General features: G+C 44.2%; 19 protein-coding genes. 13 read left to right on the plus strand and 6 right to left on the minus strand.

Going from position 1 to position 18,047, the window contains the following annotated elements; translation table 11 throughout:
- Window positions 1-80: 80 nt before the first annotated feature.
- From ABD960_RS11375 to ABD960_RS11385, 3 genes are all read right to left on the minus strand, one after another.
- On the minus strand, window positions 81-1,016 hold the full coding sequence (locus ABD960_RS11375; RefSeq protein ID WP_345331276.1) for a KpsF/GutQ family sugar-phosphate isomerase: 936 nt from the start codon (window positions 1,014-1,016) through the stop codon (window positions 81-83).
- Between the two features lie 73 nt (window positions 1,017-1,089).
- Window positions 1,090-1,863: a 3-deoxy-8-phosphooctulonate synthase gene (gene kdsA / locus ABD960_RS11380; RefSeq protein ID WP_345331277.1), complete on the minus strand. Its 774-nt coding sequence runs from the start codon at window positions 1,861-1,863 to the stop codon at window positions 1,090-1,092.
- Window positions 1,864-1,929: 66 nt separating this feature from the next.
- Window positions 1,930-3,144 (minus strand): BaiN/RdsA family NAD(P)/FAD-dependent oxidoreductase, encoded by a 1,215-nt coding sequence (locus ABD960_RS11385; protein ID WP_345331278.1) that lies wholly within the window; start codon window positions 3,142-3,144, stop codon window positions 1,930-1,932.
- Between ABD960_RS11385 and ABD960_RS11390 the strand changes: the two genes are divergently transcribed.
- Together ABD960_RS11390 and ABD960_RS11395 are read left to right on the plus strand one after the other, a co-directional pair.
- Window positions 3,143-3,766 carry an NADH-quinone oxidoreductase subunit A gene (locus ABD960_RS11390; RefSeq protein ID WP_345331279.1) on the plus strand — a complete coding sequence of 208 codons (624 nt, stop codon included), beginning with the start codon at window positions 3,143-3,145 and terminating at the stop codon, window positions 3,764-3,766. The two genes, ABD960_RS11385 and ABD960_RS11390, sit on opposite strands and share 2 nt — an antisense overlap.
- Window positions 3,756-4,238: an NADH-quinone oxidoreductase subunit B gene (locus ABD960_RS11395; protein WP_194102738.1), complete on the plus strand. Its 483-nt coding sequence runs from the start codon at window positions 3,756-3,758 to the stop codon at window positions 4,236-4,238. Before ABD960_RS11390 ends, ABD960_RS11395 begins: the two co-directional genes overlap by 11 nt.
- 109 nt (window positions 4,239-4,347) lie before the next feature.
- On the opposite strand, the gene ABD960_RS11400 is transcribed toward ABD960_RS11395, so the two are convergent.
- Window positions 4,348-4,866 carry a hypothetical protein gene (locus ABD960_RS11400; protein ID WP_345331280.1) on the minus strand — a complete coding sequence of 173 codons (519 nt, stop codon included), beginning with the start codon at window positions 4,864-4,866 and terminating at the stop codon, window positions 4,348-4,350.
- A gap of 111 nt (window positions 4,867-4,977) precedes the next feature.
- Here ABD960_RS11400 and ABD960_RS11405 point away from each other — a divergent pair, with 111 nt between their 5' ends.
- Window positions 4,978-6,036: an endonuclease/exonuclease/phosphatase family protein gene (locus tag ABD960_RS11405; protein WP_345331281.1), complete on the plus strand. Its 1,059-nt coding sequence runs from the start codon at window positions 4,978-4,980 to the stop codon at window positions 6,034-6,036.
- A gap of 57 nt (window positions 6,037-6,093) precedes the next feature.
- On the opposite strand, the gene proS is transcribed toward ABD960_RS11405, so the two are convergent.
- Complete coding sequence (gene proS, locus ABD960_RS11410; RefSeq protein WP_345331282.1) at window positions 6,094-7,566, minus strand: proline--tRNA ligase; 1,473 nt, start codon at window positions 7,564-7,566, stop codon at window positions 6,094-6,096.
- 104 nt (window positions 7,567-7,670) lie between these two features.
- Here proS and ABD960_RS11415 point away from each other — a divergent pair, with 104 nt between their 5' ends.
- Together ABD960_RS11415 and ABD960_RS11420 are read left to right on the plus strand one after the other, a co-directional pair.
- Entirely contained in the window at window positions 7,671-8,576 is a 906-nt protein-coding gene (locus ABD960_RS11415; protein WP_345331283.1) for a hypothetical protein, read from the plus strand.
- A 36-nt stretch (window positions 8,577-8,612) separates the two neighbouring features.
- The gene (locus ABD960_RS11420; RefSeq protein ID WP_345331284.1) at window positions 8,613-10,079 is read left to right on the plus strand and encodes an OmpP1/FadL family transporter; all 1,467 of its coding nucleotides are present in this window, start codon (window positions 8,613-8,615) and stop codon (window positions 10,077-10,079) included.
- A 155-nt stretch (window positions 10,080-10,234) separates the two neighbouring features.
- Here the strand turns inward: ABD960_RS11420 and ABD960_RS11425 are convergent, their stop codons facing one another.
- Window positions 10,235-10,714, minus strand: coding sequence for a Dps family protein (locus ABD960_RS11425; RefSeq protein WP_345331285.1), 480 nt, complete (start codon window positions 10,712-10,714; stop codon window positions 10,235-10,237).
- 98 nt (window positions 10,715-10,812) lie between these two features.
- On the opposite strand from ABD960_RS11425, the gene ABD960_RS11430 reads away from it, so the two are divergent.
- The 8 genes from ABD960_RS11430 to ABD960_RS11465 all read left to right on the plus strand — a co-directional run bounded on the left by ABD960_RS11430 (window position 10,813) and on the right by ABD960_RS11465 (window position 18,003).
- The gene (locus ABD960_RS11430; RefSeq protein ID WP_345331286.1) at window positions 10,813-11,574 is read left to right on the plus strand and encodes a DUF4905 domain-containing protein; all 762 of its coding nucleotides are present in this window, start codon (window positions 10,813-10,815) and stop codon (window positions 11,572-11,574) included.
- 21 nt (window positions 11,575-11,595) lie between these two features.
- Window positions 11,596-12,585 carry a DPBB and LysM peptidoglycan-binding domain-containing protein gene (locus tag ABD960_RS11435; RefSeq protein WP_345331287.1) on the plus strand — a complete coding sequence of 330 codons (990 nt, stop codon included), beginning with the start codon at window positions 11,596-11,598 and terminating at the stop codon, window positions 12,583-12,585.
- Window positions 12,578-13,210, plus strand: a complete 633-nt coding sequence (locus tag ABD960_RS11440) for a uridine kinase family protein (protein WP_345331288.1) — start codon at window positions 12,578-12,580, stop codon at window positions 13,208-13,210. The genes ABD960_RS11435 and ABD960_RS11440 overlap by 8 nt, the downstream gene beginning before the upstream one ends.
- Before the next feature lie 159 nt (window positions 13,211-13,369).
- Window positions 13,370-13,759, plus strand: a complete 390-nt coding sequence (locus ABD960_RS11445; RefSeq protein ID WP_345331289.1) for a hypothetical protein — start codon at window positions 13,370-13,372, stop codon at window positions 13,757-13,759.
- A 130-nt stretch (window positions 13,760-13,889) separates the two neighbouring features.
- A complete protein-coding gene (locus tag ABD960_RS11450) occupies window positions 13,890-15,545 on the plus strand; it encodes a M28 family metallopeptidase (protein WP_345331290.1) in 1,656 nt (551 codons plus the stop codon).
- Window positions 15,546-15,553: 8 nt separating this feature from the next.
- Entirely contained in the window at window positions 15,554-16,108 is a 555-nt protein-coding gene (locus ABD960_RS11455; protein WP_345331291.1) for an acyl-CoA thioesterase, read from the plus strand.
- A 466-nt stretch (window positions 16,109-16,574) separates the two neighbouring features.
- Window positions 16,575-17,453 carry a glycoside hydrolase family 25 protein gene (locus ABD960_RS11460; protein WP_345331292.1) on the plus strand — a complete coding sequence of 293 codons (879 nt, stop codon included), beginning with the start codon at window positions 16,575-16,577 and terminating at the stop codon, window positions 17,451-17,453.
- A 157-nt stretch (window positions 17,454-17,610) separates the two neighbouring features.
- The gene (locus tag ABD960_RS11465) at window positions 17,611-18,003 is read left to right on the plus strand and encodes a hypothetical protein (protein ID WP_345331293.1); all 393 of its coding nucleotides are present in this window, start codon (window positions 17,611-17,613) and stop codon (window positions 18,001-18,003) included.
- Window positions 18,004-18,047: the final 44 nt, after the last annotated feature.

Consider the following 18,047-nt stretch of genomic DNA (forward strand, 5'->3'; position numbering starts at 1 on the left):
ATAAATAAACACACTGCGACAACAGCATTCAGGTTGAATAAGTCAATTATGCATAAATACAGGCAGCCTGTATTTTGTTTTTACTGATTGTAGATTTGGTAAACACCCTCAACGGTGCGCTCCTCGGCGTTACCTACCAAAAGGGTGGTAATTTTTTTATCGATCATCAACTGCTCGGCATTGCTCATCAGTTCGTCACTACCGATGATGATGGGCGACGTGGTCATGATATCCGCTATCCTCAAGGCAGTGGTGTCACTATTCTTCAACAGCGCACGGCGCAGATCGCCATCGGTAACAATACCCTGAATACCCGCACTGTTGCCTACCATTACCATACCCAAACGTCCGGCCGACATGCGCATCAGCAAATCGGTAAAGGACGCATTTTTATCGATATAAGGCAGGTTATCCGTCCGCATAACGTCTTTTACCTTTGTTAATAACTTACGCCCCAGGCTCCCCCCCGGATGAAAACGGGCAAAATCCTCATGTTTAAAATTGCGTGCCTCCATCAGCGCTATTGCCAGGGCATCGCCCATTACCAGCATAGCTGTGGTAGATGAGGTTGGCGCCAGTTCAAGCGGACAAGCCTCGCGGGTTATTTTCACGTTAAGGTGATGATGGCTATTTTTAGCAATGGTTGATGCCGGATTACCCGTAATACCGATAATAATATTGTTGTGCCATTTAAGAAATGGGATGAGTTTCAGCACCTCGTCTGACTCGCCGGAGTACGAGATCAGCAACACCACATCATGCTCGCTGATCATCCCCAGATCGCCATGAAAGGCCTCAGCCGGGTGCATATAAAAACTTGGCGTACCGGTGCTGGCCAGCGTTGCCGCTATTTTTTTACCGATAAGGCCTGATTTACCTATGCCGGTAACAATGGTTTTGCCACTGCTGCCGAGTATGGTAGTAATAGCCGCGTCAAAAGCGTCATCAAGCAAACCGGCTACATGCGTAAGCGATTCTATTTCGATATCAAATACTCTTTTGGCGATATTTTTCATTTTATTCTGAACCTGAATTCTCAGAATTAGAGAATTGACAGAATTTTGCTTTGCGATTTGTATTTACTCTAAATTACACCAGTGTTGCTATTACTTTTTCCAGGTCGTGGAGTTTGAGCATATTGGGGCCGTCGCTTAGAGCATTGTCGGGGTCGGGGTGTACTTCCATAAAGTAACCGTCAGCGCCAAATGCTTTAGAGGCAAGGGCCATCATGGGTACAAAGGTACGGTCGCCGCCGGTTTTGCCGCCTGCACCACCCGGGCGCTGTACCGAGTGGGTACAATCCATACAAACGGGGTGGCCAAAAGCTTTCATATCATAGATATTCCTAAAATCAACTGCCAGGTTATTGTAGCCGTACATGTTACCACGCTCGGTCAATATCACTTGGTTATTACCGGCCTCAATTACCTTTTGGGCCGGATAAAACATATCCGCCCCTGAAAGAAACTGCGCTTTTTTAACGTTCACAATTTTACCGGTTTGCGCGGCAGCAACCAACAGATCGGTTTGGCGGCATAAAAAGGCTGGTATCTGCAACACATCAACCACCTCGCCCACTACTGCTGCCTGGTGGCTTTCGTGTATATCGGTCAATATGGGTAAGCCAAAGCGCTCCTTTACATTATTCAGCATCTCTAAACCCTTCTCTAAACCCGGACCACGGTATGAGTGGATAGATGTACGGTTAGCCTTATCAAACGATGATTTGAATATTACCGGCACATTAAATTTTTGCCCTACTTCGGCAACTTTTTCGGCAACGGTGTATAGCAGTTCCTGGCTCTCCATAACGCAGGGACCTAATATAAAGAATGGCTTTTGCCGTATTTGTTCAAACAACATAATGCTATATTAATATCAGCAAAGATGCTAAAATTCGAGCCAATTATAAATTTATGACAATTTGGCTTACAGTGCCTGTGCTATAACAAAACCGCTTGCCCATGCCCACTGAAAATTATAGCCACCCAGCCAACCGGTTACATCAACACACTCGCCGCCAAAATATAGGCCGCGCACCTTTTTAGCTTCCAGTGTTTTGGATGATAGTTCATCGGTTGACACCCCTCCGCGCATCACCTCGGCCTTATCGTACCCCTTATCTCCTGCCGGTTTCACTTTGAAATTATGTATCAGGCTTTCTATCACATCAACATCTGCCTTGCTTAACGATGCCAGATTTTTTTGCACCGGCAGCCTATCGGCAAGCGCATCGGCAAACTTGCGGGTAAACAATCCGGAAAGTAAGGCCAGCAAAGTCTTTTTACCGTTGATGGTTCGCTCCTGCTGTATCAGTTCGGTTAAATTTTGGGTGGGCAGCAAATCGATATAAATAAACTCACCGGGTTTCCAGTACGATGATATTTGCAATATAGCAGGGCCGCTCAACCCCCAATGGGTAAACAGGATATTCTCCTCAAAACTTGCCTCATCATTCCACACCCGGCAAAAAATACTGTTGCCTGATAGTTTCTCGTACCAGGGCTGATCCTTACCGGTAATAGTTAATGGTACCAGCGCGGGCGCTGTATCAACAACTGCCATACCGAATTTGCGTGCTACGCGCATCCCAATATCTGTAGCGCCCAGCTTAACAACTGGCAAGCCGCCCGAAGCCATAACTACTTTGGGCGCGGATATTTTTTGCTCGCGCATGTGCTGTTCGTATACAATCTCAAAGCCATTATCGGTTTGTTCAATACTTTTCACCGTGGCATAATAGTAGATTTGCTGACCCAAATCAGCACAAAGGTTGGCAAATATATTCACTACATCACGCGCTTTATCCGTCTCCGGGAATAGCTGACCCAATGTTTTTTCTTTTCCGCTGATGCCGTAAGCCTCAAAAAAACTGATGGTATCATCTACTGTCCACTGCGCGAAGGCCGATTTGCAGAAGTGCGGGTTTTGCGATATAAACTGTTGGGCCGAAGCGTACAGGTTGGTATAATTACACCTGCCGCCACCGCTGATGAGTATCTTAGCACCGGGACGGTCGTTCTTTTCCAATATCAATACACGCTTACCTAAAAAGCCGGCTTGTACGGCACACATGAGTCCGCAGGCGCCCGCTCCAATTATTATAGCGTCAAAATCTGTTTGTTTTATTAAATTTGCTGTCATGCACGAGGTTTCGCAAATATCCGAATTTGGCAAGATAATGATATTTTTAATTGTCGGTTTTTTAGCCGTTGGCTTAACCTTTTTTTTGAACAAGCTACTGTCAAGGCAAAACCCTAACGATTTAAAGCTATCCTCATACGAGTGCGGCGAGGAACCAACCGGCAGCGCATGGCTGCCCTTTAACTCCCGCTTTTATGTTATTGCCCTCATTTTTTTGCTGTTTGATGTAGAGATGGTGTTCGTTTTTCCCTGGGCTACGGTATTCGGCAATCATGAACTGATAGCCGCTGATAGCCGCTGGGGATGGTTCGCCTTAGCTGAGATGTTCATATTTTTAGGCATACTGATATTGGGCCTGGTGTACGTTTGGCGCAAAGGCGACCTGGAATGGATAAAACCCAAGGTTACCCTGCCAAGCAGCGGTGTAAACATTCCTGCCGCTTTGTACGAAAAAATAAACCTTGAGCAAAGTGTTTACCAGGTAAAGCCCTTTAGTATCGAAGCTATAGCCGCCGAACCGACAGTTGTTGCTGCACCGACCGCTGCCGTGGCTAATGCCGAAGCTCCTGTACGCAAACCTATGTTTAAACCAACTTTTAAAAAGCCCGGAAATGACGCCTGATTTAACGAACGAAAGTGGTGGTTTAGTAGTAACCAAAATGAACGACCTGCTCAACTGGGCGCGTATGTCATCCCTTTGGCCATTGAGTTTTGGTATTGCCTGCTGCGCTATCGAGATGATGGGCTCCATGGCATCAACGTACGATCTGGACAGGTTTGGCGTATTTCCTCGTCCATCAGCACGCCAGGCAGATGTAATTATCATCGCGGGAACCGTTACCTTTAAAATGGCCGAGCGCATTAAACGCCTTTACGAGCAGATGCCCGATCCTAAATATGTTATCTCCATGGGATCATGCTCCAACTGCGGCGGCCCTTACTGGCAGCACGGTTATCACGTAGTAAAAGGTGTTGACCGTGTTATACCCGTTGATGTTTACGTACAAGGCTGCCCACCACGCCCCGAAGCATTGATAGGCGCTATATTAGAACTACAGAAAAAGATTGAAACTGAGCAATTGGTTAGGATATGATGGAGTTTTTGGATACTCATTACCAGGCTTTGCTATTTTTATTACTTAGTATTATTAGCTTTTCATATGGCGTTCAAAAAACAGCAAAAATGCATCTTTTATTCATTGATTAAAGTTTCTCCTCGGTAGCCGGCTCATCAAAAATAGTTGTATTCTCTTCTTTTTGTTGTTGATTTTTTTGTCGGCGTACACATTCAATAACAAGAACTAATACTATTAGAGCTGCTATATTTAGTTGAAAGGTAAACCCTTCATTTGATTTAATCGCCATTGAAAAATTCGATTGTATCAACCCTAAATTAAATTTCAAGCTACCTTCATTAAAGCCAAGCGCCAGTTGTACGCCTGAACTATAAGCAAACCCGTAACCAAGCATCTTCCAATGTACAAGTTGCAATATTTGATTTATGATAGTAAATAACACGCCATACTTTGCACCATGAAGAAGCTTTGCGCCTGAAACGATTGAGAAGATGAACAGTGATAAGCCTGTTGTAAATATCAGCAGTATTGGTCCATTAATCGCACCTGTTCCGCTAAGCAAATAGGCAAGCATCAGCAAGCCTGTTATACCGCCTACTATTTGCAGCCACGAGATAATTTTTAGGATAAGGTTGTATTTTTTCATAATAAGGTTATCAAACATAAAAAATTAAAACAACTTTACCGTTATAACATTTAATAGCAGTAATTTAATAAGTGAAATGCCGGTTTAGGCATAGTACCTTGAACCCACAATATGTATTTAGCTTTAACCATCACAAGTTTTCTGCTTGTATTTCTTGTTTTCTTGCCGCTCATTAAACATAGCTACTGGGTGTTTCGCTCATTGGAATATCCACGTTTCCAAAAATTTATTATTTGTGTAGCAGTATTTATTGGCTGGGGTATACTTTATTCTTTTACCCGGCAGATAAATATTTATGCCCTCGCGGCATTATGCGCAGCAATCATATACCTGATATTTAAAATATATAACTACACTGTTTTCGCCCCTAAAGAAGTGCGCGGAATAAAAAGCCGCGATGAAAAAAACGAAATTAAAGTACTATCTGCCAATGTATTTCAGGACAATACACAATATCAGCGCCTGCTTGAACAGATTAAAAGCGCCGATCCGGACGTGATATTCCTGCTGGAAACAGACGACAAATGGGAAGCGGGCGTACAGCAACTCGAAGCGGACTACCCGCATATGCTCAAGGCACCGCTGGATAACACTTACGGACTACTTTTTTACAGCCGCTTTCCGCTGAGCGATGGAAAGGTTAACTATCTCATAAAAAACGACATTCCTTCTATAGAAGCTATAATTCATCTGCCATCCGGCGTAAAGGTACAGCTGTGGGGCTTGCATCCTGAGCCGCCGGTACCGGGCGAAAGCCTATATTCTACCGCCAAGGATAAAGAGTTGATGAAGATCGCTTTAAAGGCCCGTGATTGCGAATTACCCATTCTGGTTTTTGGCGACCTGAACGACGTGGCTTGGAGCTATACCACTACTCTTTTCAGCAAGGTGAGCGATCTGCTTGATGTGCGTAAAGGCCGCGGCTTTTACAGTACCTTTTCGGCCAAGCACTGGTTTTTGCGTTTTCCGCTTGATTATATTTTTTGTTCGGCCGAGTTTGGCTTGGTACAAATGCGCCGCCTGCCCTACAACGGATCAGACCATTACCCGATATTTACCCACCTGATATTTAACAAGCGTCTTGAACGTGTTCAAGATGGCCCCGATGCCGACCACGAAGACATTGAAGAAGCTAAAGAAATACTGGAAAAGGAAGTAGAAAAGGACTAAACAGAAACGGGGTTAAGTGAATATCACTTAACCCCGTTTTATATTATCAGGCAGGTATTAATATGCCCTGGCAAATAATACTCTTTGGGTTGATGGCTTGCCGGTCAGTATACATTTACCTTCTTCCTGCTTATTATTCAAAGGGATGCAGCGAATGGTAGCTTTAGTTTCATCCTTGATACGTTGCTCCGTTTCGGGTGTGCCATCCCAATGTGCCGATAGAAAACCCGGTTTTTCATCCAGTAAACGCTTAAACTCCTCGTAAGTATCCACCTCGGTAGTATTTTCTTCACGGAAGTTATAGGCCTTGCTATAAATGTTGCTCTGTATTTCATCCAGTAATCCTTCAATCACGTTGGCCAAACCTTCCTGTTGTACGGTTTCTTTGGTTTTGGTATCGCGTCGGGCAAGCTCCACAGTGCCGTTCTGCATATCGCGGCTACCAATGGCCACACGCACCGGCACACCTTTTAATTCGTACTCAGCAAACTTGAAGCCGGGGCGCTGCGTATCCCGGTTATCAAACTTAACGGAGATGCCTTTTGCCTTTAATTCAGTCGTTAAGGTTTTAACATACGCGCTGATGTTTTCCAGCTCTTCATCATGCTTATAAATCGGCACAATAACTACTTGTATCGGTGCCAGTTTCGGTGGCAATACCAGGCCGGCATCATCTGAGTGCGCCATGATTAAAGCACCGATTAAACGGGTTGATACGCCCCATGAAGTAGCCCAAACATAATCAAGCTTGCCCTCTTTATTAGCAAACTTCACATCAAATGCCTTGGCAAAATTTTGCCCTAAAAAATGCGAGGTACCGGCCTGCAAAGCCTTACCATCCTGCATTAAAGCCTCAATACAATAAGTATCTAACGCGCCTGCAAAACGCTCATTGGCCGTTTTACGGCCACGCACTACAGGTAGGGCCAGCCAGTTTTCGGCAAAGTCAGCATACACATCCAACATTTGTTCGGTTTCGGCAACAGCTTCTTCAGCCGTAGCATGCGCAGTATGGCCTTCCTGCCATAAAAACTCACTGGTACGTAAAAACATACGGGTGCGCATTTCCCAACGCATTACGTTGGCCCACTGGTTAACCAGTATGGGCAGGTCGCGGTACGATTGTATCCAACCTTTATAGGTATTCCAGATAATGGTTTCGGATGTCGGGCGGATGATCAGCTCTTCCTCCAGTTTTGCTTCCTCGTCCACAATAATTTGCCCGTTCTCGTCGTTTTTCAGGCGATAATGAGTTACAACCGCGCATTCTTTAGCGAAGCCTTCAACGTGGCTCGCCTCTTTGGAGAAGAATGATTTTGGTATTAAAAGCGGAAAGTAAGCATTGCTGTGACCGGTATCTTTAAACATTTTATCGAGCACGGCCTGCATCTTTTCCCATATCGAATAGCCGTAAGGCTTGATGATCATGCAGCCGCGCACGGGCGAATATTCAGCCATGTCAGCTTTTATTACTAACTCATTAAACCATTGCGAATAATCTTCGTCTTTACTAATAATGCCTTTGCTCATTTTATATTTGTGGAATGAAATTTGACCGTTAGATTAATATATAACGCCGCCAAATTTATACATTTAAAATTTATCCGAGTTCGAACTTTTTACCAAACATATACATGAAACTTCATATTACCATAGGAATTGCATTACTCGGCGCTGCAGCACTGAGTTCATGCTCAACCACCAAACTGGCTTCCAACCAGAGTTTTGGCGATGACGATGTGTATCATACCCAGGCCAAAGCAGGTGACGCACCGGTTTACGCGGCACGCCCCGTTTACCGCAACGAGGATCCGGGTGTGGGCAGCGACGGCTACGAGGATGATTACTACACAACTGATGATGAGTATTATTACTACGATGATTATTCATCGCGCATAAACCGCTTCGGTTATTTTTCGCCGTTCGGTTATTACGATAATTTGTACTATGGCTATGGCCCTTACGGACCAGGTTACGGCAGCGGCTGGGGCCTTGGTTTAGGTTACGGATATGGCGGCTGGGGTTTAGGCGTAGGTTACGGCTGGGGCGGCTATGGTTATTCTCCATGGGGTTACTCGCCCTGGGGTTATGGTGGTTATGGCTACGGACTTGGTTACGGTGGGTTAGGTTATTCTTACTGGGGCACCGGTTGGGGTGGTTCACCTTACTGGGGCGTATACTCTGCGTACCGTTCATCAGGCAATGCCCGTCCTATCAGAGGTTCAGGCAATCCGCGCAGTGGTTTAACAGCCGGCCGTAACAGTATGGGTAACAACAATGGCGCAGCTTATTATCCAAACCGCCCGAACAGGCTTAGCGGCACCGGCGCAAACGGATCATACACAGGCCGAGGTAGTAATGGCGCAGGCCGAGATGTGAGCGGCGATAGCCGTGTAACAAGGCCTACACGCGAGGCGCAACCATCATATCAGCCGCAACCAACTTCGCGTCCGTCTTCATCTCCATCAAGCTTTGGTGGCGGTTCGTCAGGTGGTGGCTCACGTGGCGGTGGTGGTGGCGGCCGTCCTTCACGCAACTAATATTCATCCAATTATCACGTTAACCTATATTAACAAATGAAATTCAAACATATACTAAGTGCGATGGCTATGGTAGCCATCGCCAAAAGTAGCTTTGCCCAATATTCTCAGGATGCGCTGAGGTTTTCAACCACACAACCCGGTTCAACCGCTCGTATAAAGGCAATAGGTAATGCCAACGTTGCCGTAGGTGGCGACCTTACTTCAGTTAGTGGCAACCCGGCCGGCCTGGGTTTTTTTACAAGGTCTGAGATCAGCGTGACGCCGGAGTTCAACATGTTCAAATCAAAAAGTGATTACCTCGGCAATACCACTAACGATAGTAAGAACAATGGCAACCTGAATAACGCGGCGGCCGTTTTTTACTCTCAGCTGAGTACTGCACGCGGAGCGAAAAAAACAGAGGGTTGGTTAAGTCTTAACTTCGGTTTAGGGTATAGCCGCACTAATAATTTTTATGATAATACCACTTACGGTGGCAACAATGGGTCAAGTTCGATAAGTGATTATTATGCTGACAGAGCAAATAACAGCGGTACAGATTTATTGGCGGATTGGGCCTTTGCACATAAATTGATTGACGTTTATGGCAACGCTTATGGCAGCAACGTTATCATCAATGGTAATACGGATGCAATACAGCGCAACGTGATTACCCGCACCGGCGGACAATCGGAATTTAACCTTGCCCTTGGCGCAAACAACAGCAACAAGTTTTACATAGGTGCAAGTTTAGGTATCGCTACTATAAACTATAATTCTACACAAGTATTTTCTGAAAGCGGTGATGTTTCGTTATTAGAAAACAATACAGACGTAACGCGAGGCTTTCAATCGGCTTTCATGCAGGATCAGGCCACGCGGGGTACGGGCGCCAATATTAAATTGGGTATGATCTATAAACCCGTTGAGGCGCTACGTTTAGGCTTTAACTTTACCTCGCCTACCTGGTATAATATGGAAGACACTTACCGAGAAACTTTGGCCACCGATATAAGCGGCGACAAGAGCTATCGTAACTCAGAGGTTTATACTTTGAATTATGACCTGCGCACGCCATTGAAAGTAGCTGGCGGTATTGCTTACTTCTTTAAAAACTATGGTTTTATAACCGGCGATGTGGAGTACGTTGATTACAGCTCCGCGAAGCTGATGAGTAATGATAGCTATGATGCTGAATATGAAGATAACCCGAACATTCGCACCTTCTATAAAGGTGCTATCAATACCCGTTTTGGTGCCGAAGCGCGTTTAGGTAAGTTTGCTTATTTACGTGGTGGTTACAACATTTTTGGCAACCCGATGAAAGATAATGGCAGCAATATTAAAACCGCATCAGGTGGTTTAGGCTTCCGTTCGGGCCATTACTCTATTGATGCTACTTATCTGCATAGCACCGGCTCAAACACAGTTTTCCCCTATGAGGTAGGTGACGCAAGTCCGTCAGCTACTATAAACCGCACAAACGATAATTTGTATCTGACAGTAAGTTACAGATTCTGATCTGAACCTGAATTTTCGAAATTTGGGAGTTAACAGAATTTTAAACTGCATGTTTTTAAAAAGAGAAGTCCCGCTAAATTTAGCGGGACTTCTCTTTTTATATTATTTTATGAGCTTATTTTAAGGTCTCAAATCTAATATCTTAAATCTAAACCTTAATCTTCGTTCACAAATGAACGGAGCATCCAGGTAGTTTTCTCTTTGAATTGCATAAAGCGGTTAACCATGTCGTTGGTACCATCGTCGCCCGCATCGGCGGTTACATCCAATATCTCACGTTCCATAGCAATCAAAGTAGCCATATCCTGAATAATAGCACGCACCATATCGGTATCTTTCATACCTATAGTGTTTATTTCTTTGATTGATGATTCTTTGATATAATCGGCAAAGGTGCTGTGCGGTGGTTTGCCTAAGGTCAAAATCCTTTCGGCAAGCTCATCAATAGTAGTAAGCGCCTCGGTATATAGCTCTTCAAATTTAAGGTGCAGGGTAAAAAAGTTTTGTCCTTTAATATTCCAGTGGCAGCCTCTTAGTTTTTGGTAATGAATGTGGTAATTAGCTAACAGGTCATTTAACAAATCAACAACCGGTTTTACTTTACGTTCTTCGAGGCTTATTTCTTTAGCGTCCATATTATTTAATTGTGGTTTTGTGTTTAACAGGTATATAAAGTCAATGTTTGTACCAAAGCTAAGCAGTTTTTAATAATTATGGGGATATTTGCAAACTTATGACAGCATGGAAACCCTTCATACAAAAAAGCTTTAACGGCGTTATCTGGCGCATGGATATTGATGAGGTAACTGCAACTCTGGCACTCGAGATACGGAACGAGGCTGACAGAACGACAAGCTTTGCCGCCATCGATCTGCCTGGCGCACAGATAAATTTTGAGAACTACACCACGCACGAACGCTGGCTCACCGGCATGGAAACCATCCATAACGGCGTGTTGCTGCTGCACTATTTCCAAAGTGAAAGTACCCCGGTACACAAAGGCATTACCGCCATAAATGCTAAGTACGGATCGGAAATGTGGAGCAATTTCTCGCTCGCTTACGACCATTTAAGCGATGCCGGACCGGTATTATTCAACACACAAATGCTGCCCAAAAAGCTTTATGTGCATGATATTGAAACGGGTAAAGTGTTAAGGCCTTATGATTGTATTACTGATAATGATTTTTTAAAACAGGTTGACGTTCCGCAGTACCTGCCGATACAACAACTGCCTGTACCGCTACAGCATTTAGAGCCTGCAGGTGGTTTGATACATTATATTGAGCACAATGGTTACAGAATTGTATCTTTGCACACCCGTAACGGCGGGGTATTGCAACAATGGTTGTTCGTACTTAACAACAACCGTATTTGTTACGAAGAATTATTGATGACCGGTATACAAAAATTACAGCCCGAGGCGTTTGTATTACATAAAAATTGGCTTATCTGCCTGAAAAACAGAACCGAATTGTTGGTTTTGGAATTATAATTTATTGTATTATAAAACATTATGAAATTTAAGCTCCCTTTATTATTGATATCAACCTTTACCTTTTCAGTCCCCGTATTTGCAGGTAACGTAATTGATTCAATTGGCGTTGAAAACCAGAACGGAAAAAGGATCATCCTGCATAAAATAGATCCAAAAGATAATTATTACGCCATCGGCCGCCGTTACAATGTAAAGCCAAACGCGATCATCAAATTTAACAACAACGCGCCTATGCGCATCGGCAATGTAATTAAAGTACCTACTGAGTTACCTTATGAAGATGGCCAGCAACAGGTAGCTACTACTACCCCACCCGTCCAACAGCAACAAACGCAAACCAGGCCGATTGCGCAACAGCCAGCACAAAAAACGCCAGCTAACAACACACCCGCAGCGCAGCAACAAACTCAACCGAACGCGGACGCAGGCAACATCCCCGAATACCAGGATTACAAGGTATCAGCCGGTGAAACTTTGTTTGCCATTGCGCGCCGCTTTAATACAACGGTTGATGATATTGTAAACATTAACAAGCTCACAAAAAAATCGCTTACCGCCGGGCAAATTATTAAAGTGCGTGCCAACAAAACCGCCACTACCCCGCCCCCGGTAGTTACCATGCCGGACACCAGTAAAGTTGCCGCCGTGCGCGACTCGACAGAACCGATGCCCGTATCAACAACCGACTCCGTAGGCGCCGGTGTTCGCCCAAACCGTTACGGCTTGTACGAAAAGAATGAAAAAGGCGTGGCCACCTGGATGGAAGAGGCCGGACTTGACCCGAACAAGAAACTGGTGCTGCACCGTACAGCTCCTATCGGCACGGTGATCAAGATTATCAACCCCATGACCAACCGTACCACATTTGCAAAGGTTGTTGGCCGCTTTACCGATAACGAATCAACCAAGGACGTTATCATTGTCATGACTAAAAATGTAGCCGAATCATTAGGCGCGCTTGATAAACGTTTCCACGTAAATTTAAGCTACGGTACTACGAATGAATAAACCCTATATAGTTGGCATAGCCGGTGGCAGCGGCTCTGGCAAAACTTTTTTTTTAAAGTGTTTTTTAAAGCATTTCAGTAACAACGAGGTTGCCCTTGTATCGCAGGATGACTATTACTTTCCGGTTGGACATACCATGACGGCCGAGGAAAATAAGCTGTATAATTTTGACCTGCCCGATACCATTGACCATACCCATTTTGAAAACGATATTGAGGCACTGCTGAACAACCAAAGCATCAACAAACTTGAGTACACATTTAACAACCCCAACGCCAAGCCAAAAACGCTCGAAATAAAATCAGCGCCGATACTGATTGTTGAGGGTTTGTTTATCCTGCATTTCCGCAAAATTGCCGACATGCTGGATTTGAAGGTATTTATTGATGCGGATGAAGATGTTGCCCTGCAACGCCGTTTAAAACGTGACTTGATAGAGCGCGGCTACTCAAACGACGATGTGCACTATAAATGGATTAACCACGTGGTGCCTGCATATAAAGAGTACTTACTGCCGTATAAAAATGAATGCCACAAGGTGGTTATCAATAACGGCCATGTAGCTGAAGACATTATCAGTGTTACGGAAGAAATAGCGAAGGAAATACGCGCAAAAGTGTTTTGAGAGTAGTTCATGGTTGATGGTTTATGGTTAATAGTTGGAATATAGAAAACAGCTTCTTTACAATGAACCATGATCTATCAACTATGAACTACAATCTATCAATTATAAAAACAATTTCATCAAACCAAAGCTTATTTATGAGTACCAATAACTAATGTTATGAATGCTTACAGCGATGATGAATTGAAAAACAAAAACCCGAATAGCGAAGCTAATGCCTATCCGGTTGATGATGATAGCAACCTGAAAGAGGAGAACCTAAAAAAATCGATATTGGGTGGCGAGGTAAAGAAGGCCGATGCTCCGGGTATGGAAAGCCACGGTTATGGCGGTCATGCTTTTGGCGAGGAGAACAATACGCCTTCCGGCGATGCGCCTAATAACCCGTCACAAAACGCGGGTTATACCAATGCGTATTTCGCCCGCACAGAACCGTCTGACGAAAAAAACGACAAAGTGAATTTTAAGAGCGACGAACAGGACGGTGAACCTGATTACGAAGCTTCGCGCTCAGACAAGGATTTTACACCTGACGAAGACGCCGATTAGAACAACATTATAAAACAAACAGAAAAGGGTTATCAGCTAATTGATAACCCTTTTCTGTTAATACACCAATCATCTATTGCTGTAAAATTGTCTTTTTGAAATGCGCTTATTACATTTGAGTATGAACACCATGAAACGCAACGCCTTAATCTTTTGGTTGATGTTAACCGCCGCAGTTTGGTTTAGCTGTAACAATAACAAAAAAACAGATAGCCAAACAGATACCGGCCCTATTGCCGATAATGACATTCGCGGTTATCTTTCAGCGCTGGCGGATGATTCGCTTACCGGCCGCAAACCTTTTACCGAGGGCGAGACCAAAACGATAAATTACCTGGCTGCACAGTTTAAGCAAATAGGCTTAGAGCCAGCTAACAACAGCAGCTACTTTCAGGATGTGCCTTTGGTTGAAATTACCGGCACGCCTACGGCCATGCAGTTGAATGGCAAAACATCGGCAACATTAAAACCCGGTACTGATTTCGTGGCATCTACCCGGCAGGAGTTATCATCCGTAGAGATAAAAAACTCTCCGCTGGTATTTGCAGGTTACGGTGTTGTAGCGCCGGAGTATGGTTGGAATGATTACAAGGGTTTAGATGTTAAAGGCAAAACCGTAGTGGTGCTGGTGAACGATCCGGGATTTAAGTCGGGCAACCGTACGCTATTTCACGGCGATACCATGACCTATTACGGCCGTTGGACGTACAAATATGAAGAGGCTGCCCGCCAGGGTGCCGCGGGTGTGCTAATAGTCCATCAATCAGAACCAGCGAGCTATCCATGGAGCGTGGTGAACACCAGTTTTTCTGGTTCGAAACTTTATTTGCAACAGGATGACAAGCACCTTTCCCGCTGCAAAATGGAAGGCTGGGTAAGTGAGGAAACAGCCAAAAAGTTATTAGCCGGTGCAGGTATTACTGAGGATATGCGCGCTTATGCCCGTAAAAAAGAATTTAAAGCGGTCCCGCTTAAAACCACAACTACTATTAGTATTGTCAATAAATTAAAATACTCTACCTCGCATAACGTAGCGGCGGTGTTAAAGGGCAGCACCAGGCCTGATGAATACATTATTTACACGGCGCATTGGGATCACCTGGGCATTGGTCAGCCGGATGCAAAAGGTGACAGCATTTACAATGGCGCGGTTGATAATGCCAGCGGAACGGCCGCTTTGCTTGCAATGGCAAAAGCTTTTAAAAACGCTAAAGAAAAACCTCAGCGCTCCATAGTATTTTTATCGGTAACAGCCGAAGAACAAGGCTTATTGGGTTCGGAATATTATGGTTCACATCCACTATTCCCATTGAATAAAACTGTTGGAAATCTGAATATGGATGCCCTTTCACCCGATGGCGAGAGTAAGGATATCCCTATCACAGGAAGAGGCCAGAACGATTTGGAAGACTATGTGGAAGCCATAGCCAAGGAACAAGGCTTAACAGTCGAAGCCGATCCCAATCCTTGGGCTGGGGGTTATTACCGCTCGGATCATTTCAACTTTGCCAAGGTAGGCGTACCTGCTTTAGATATGCATACCGGCCCCGACAACAAGGAACATGGCCGCGAATGGGGCACAAAACAGGCAGACACATTTAATGCCGAGCACTATCATCAACCGTCAGATAACTATACGCGCGATATGGATTTGAGCGGCATGACGCAAACCGCAAATATCCTGTACCGGATCGGCGCTAAACTGGCCGGCGAGACCACCTTTCCGCAATGGAAGAAGAATTCAGAGTTCAGAGCGATCCGCGAAAAATCAATGGCTGGTAAATAACTGTAGACATGGAAGATTTTAAAACCGTAGCCGCCTCTCAAACTACGCTTACTGAATTGATGATACCCGCTTACTCTAACTTTGGAGGCAAGATACACGGCGGTATTATTATGGGACTGATGGATAAGGTAGCTTACGCCTGCGCCGCCAAACATGCCGGGGCCTACTGCGTTACCGCGTCTGTTGACACCATCGACTTTTTAGCGCCTGTCGAGGTTGGTGAACTGGTATCGCTTATGGCCTCGGTTAATTATGTGGGCAAAACCTCGCTGGTTATCGGCATCAAGGTGATCTCTGAAAATGTGACCACCCAACACGTAAAGCATACCAACACCAGCTATCTTACCATGGTAGCCATGGATGAGCACCGTAATACGCTACCTGTACCAGGCCTCATATTACAAACCGATGAAGAAGTACGCCGGTTTTACCAGGCCTATCACCGCAAGGAATTAAAGAAATATTATAAAACTGAGGAGAAGCGCATGAAATCGGTATACGAGATAGCCGAGTCAGAGGAATTGTTGAAGAACGAACGTTGCATCATTCAACGAAAAAGTTAAAATCAAGTGCATCAAGTTAAATTATTGAAGCCTGAGCTATTTGAAAATCTGGCTGAATTTAATAACGGCAATATATATATTGATTTACATAACCACTTTGATTGCACACAAATTAAGTTAGATCAGTATTCTTTAACATTACTCTTTACCGTTCTTGATCCAACTTCAGAAATTGGATCAGTCCAATTACATTTAAGGACATAGTAGTTTCTAAAATAAGCGATTATCTTACCAACGGCATTTTTTTTAAATTAACTGTAGACAACATTTACAGAGGCCGGTTTGAGAAAAACGGAAAGCTATTTGAATATTCTGAAAAGGGATTATACTGTTACTATGTTGACTTTTATGAAGATTATAGTATTGAATTATTTGCAAGCGAACTCTCAATAGTATTCAACTGATTAGAGTCCATAAAATATAGCAGGCCATAAAACAGCCTGCTTTATTTTTATAATTTTGTGCCGTGCCACCCCGTAAACAACCCGCTATTGTAAAACCCAGAGCAACGGTAAAACGAAAGCCATCGGCAGGTACTAAAAAGAAAAGGCCGGGCAATACCTTTAACTGGTACCCTTATGCCATTGGCTTAGCACTTATATTACTATCGCCTTTTTACTACGGGTATGTGGTAAAATTTTTCTCCTCAACCTGGCGGTGGATATGGGACGGCGGCAAACCTGCGACTTACCGTACGTATAAAAGCTTTGATATAGATATACCCGTGGCTTATAAAATTCATGGCATTGATGTATCGTACGCGCAAGGCAACATAAACTGGCAGCAGGTAAGCACCATGGAAGAAGATAGTGTGCGCATCCGCTTTGCTTTTATAAAAGCTACAGAAGGTTTACTCACTGCCGACCCGTATTTCAAACGTAACTGGCGCGAAGCACCGAAATTCGGTATCGTATGCGGTGCGTATCATTACTTCCACCCTAAAAAGAATGGCCTGTGGCAGGCGCGTTTCTTTTTGCAGAATGTTAAGCCCGAAAGCGGCGACCTGCCGCCAGTGGTTGATATTGAAGTAACCGACGGCGTATCTCCCGAAAAAATGCGGAAGGAGCTTACTGCCTTCATCAATCATGTGCAAAAGAAAACACACGTAAAGCCTGTAATTTATACCAACATCAGCTTTTATAAGGAATATTTAGCCGGATACTTTGATGAATACCCTCTATGGATCGCGCATTATTACAAGCATGAACTGAATTTACCAGAGGAAACCAACTGGTGGTTCTGGCAACATTCGGACAGGGCTTATGTAAATGGTATAGCCCACGAGGTAGACTTTAACGCCTTTAAAGGCGACAGCCTGCAATTTAAGCAGCTGCTTATTCCCTGACTTTTGCCGCTTAACAGGGCACATTGTGGAGATGCTCCCCATGTTTAAATTAACACTATTTTATTAAATTACTGATTATCAGTATCATTGTATATACGCTTCTAGCTGGCACAATTGTGTATTATAAGTTATCGTACTTAAATAAAATATATATACTATGAAAAAGATCATTTTGTCAGTAGCCTTTTTAGGCCTAATAGGAGTAGTTAACGCAAACGCACAAAATACATCAACCACTCAACCTGCAGCATCACAGCAACAACCTGCACAACAAACTCAACAGGATTCAACTGCTGCCGGCGCTAACGGTGCCGCTGCCACAGCTACAGCGGGTGCAACAGCACAGGAGGTTAAAACACCTGTAAAAGTAGAGGAATTACCTGAAGCAGTAAAAACCACGCTGAAAAGCGATGCGGTAAAAGAATACACCGCGGTTGATGCATCATTAGTAAAAGCAGGTACTGCAGAGTACTACATCATCAACCTGAAAAAAGGTGATGACCTGCGATTTGTAAAGCTTGACAAGGACGGACGCCCGGTTAAGCAATAATAAGCACTCATAATCACAATATACCTCAACATCAAAGGCCGGAA

This window comes from Mucilaginibacter defluvii (assembly GCF_039543225.1).
GTDB lineage: Bacteria > Bacteroidota > Bacteroidia > Sphingobacteriales > Sphingobacteriaceae > Mucilaginibacter > Mucilaginibacter defluvii.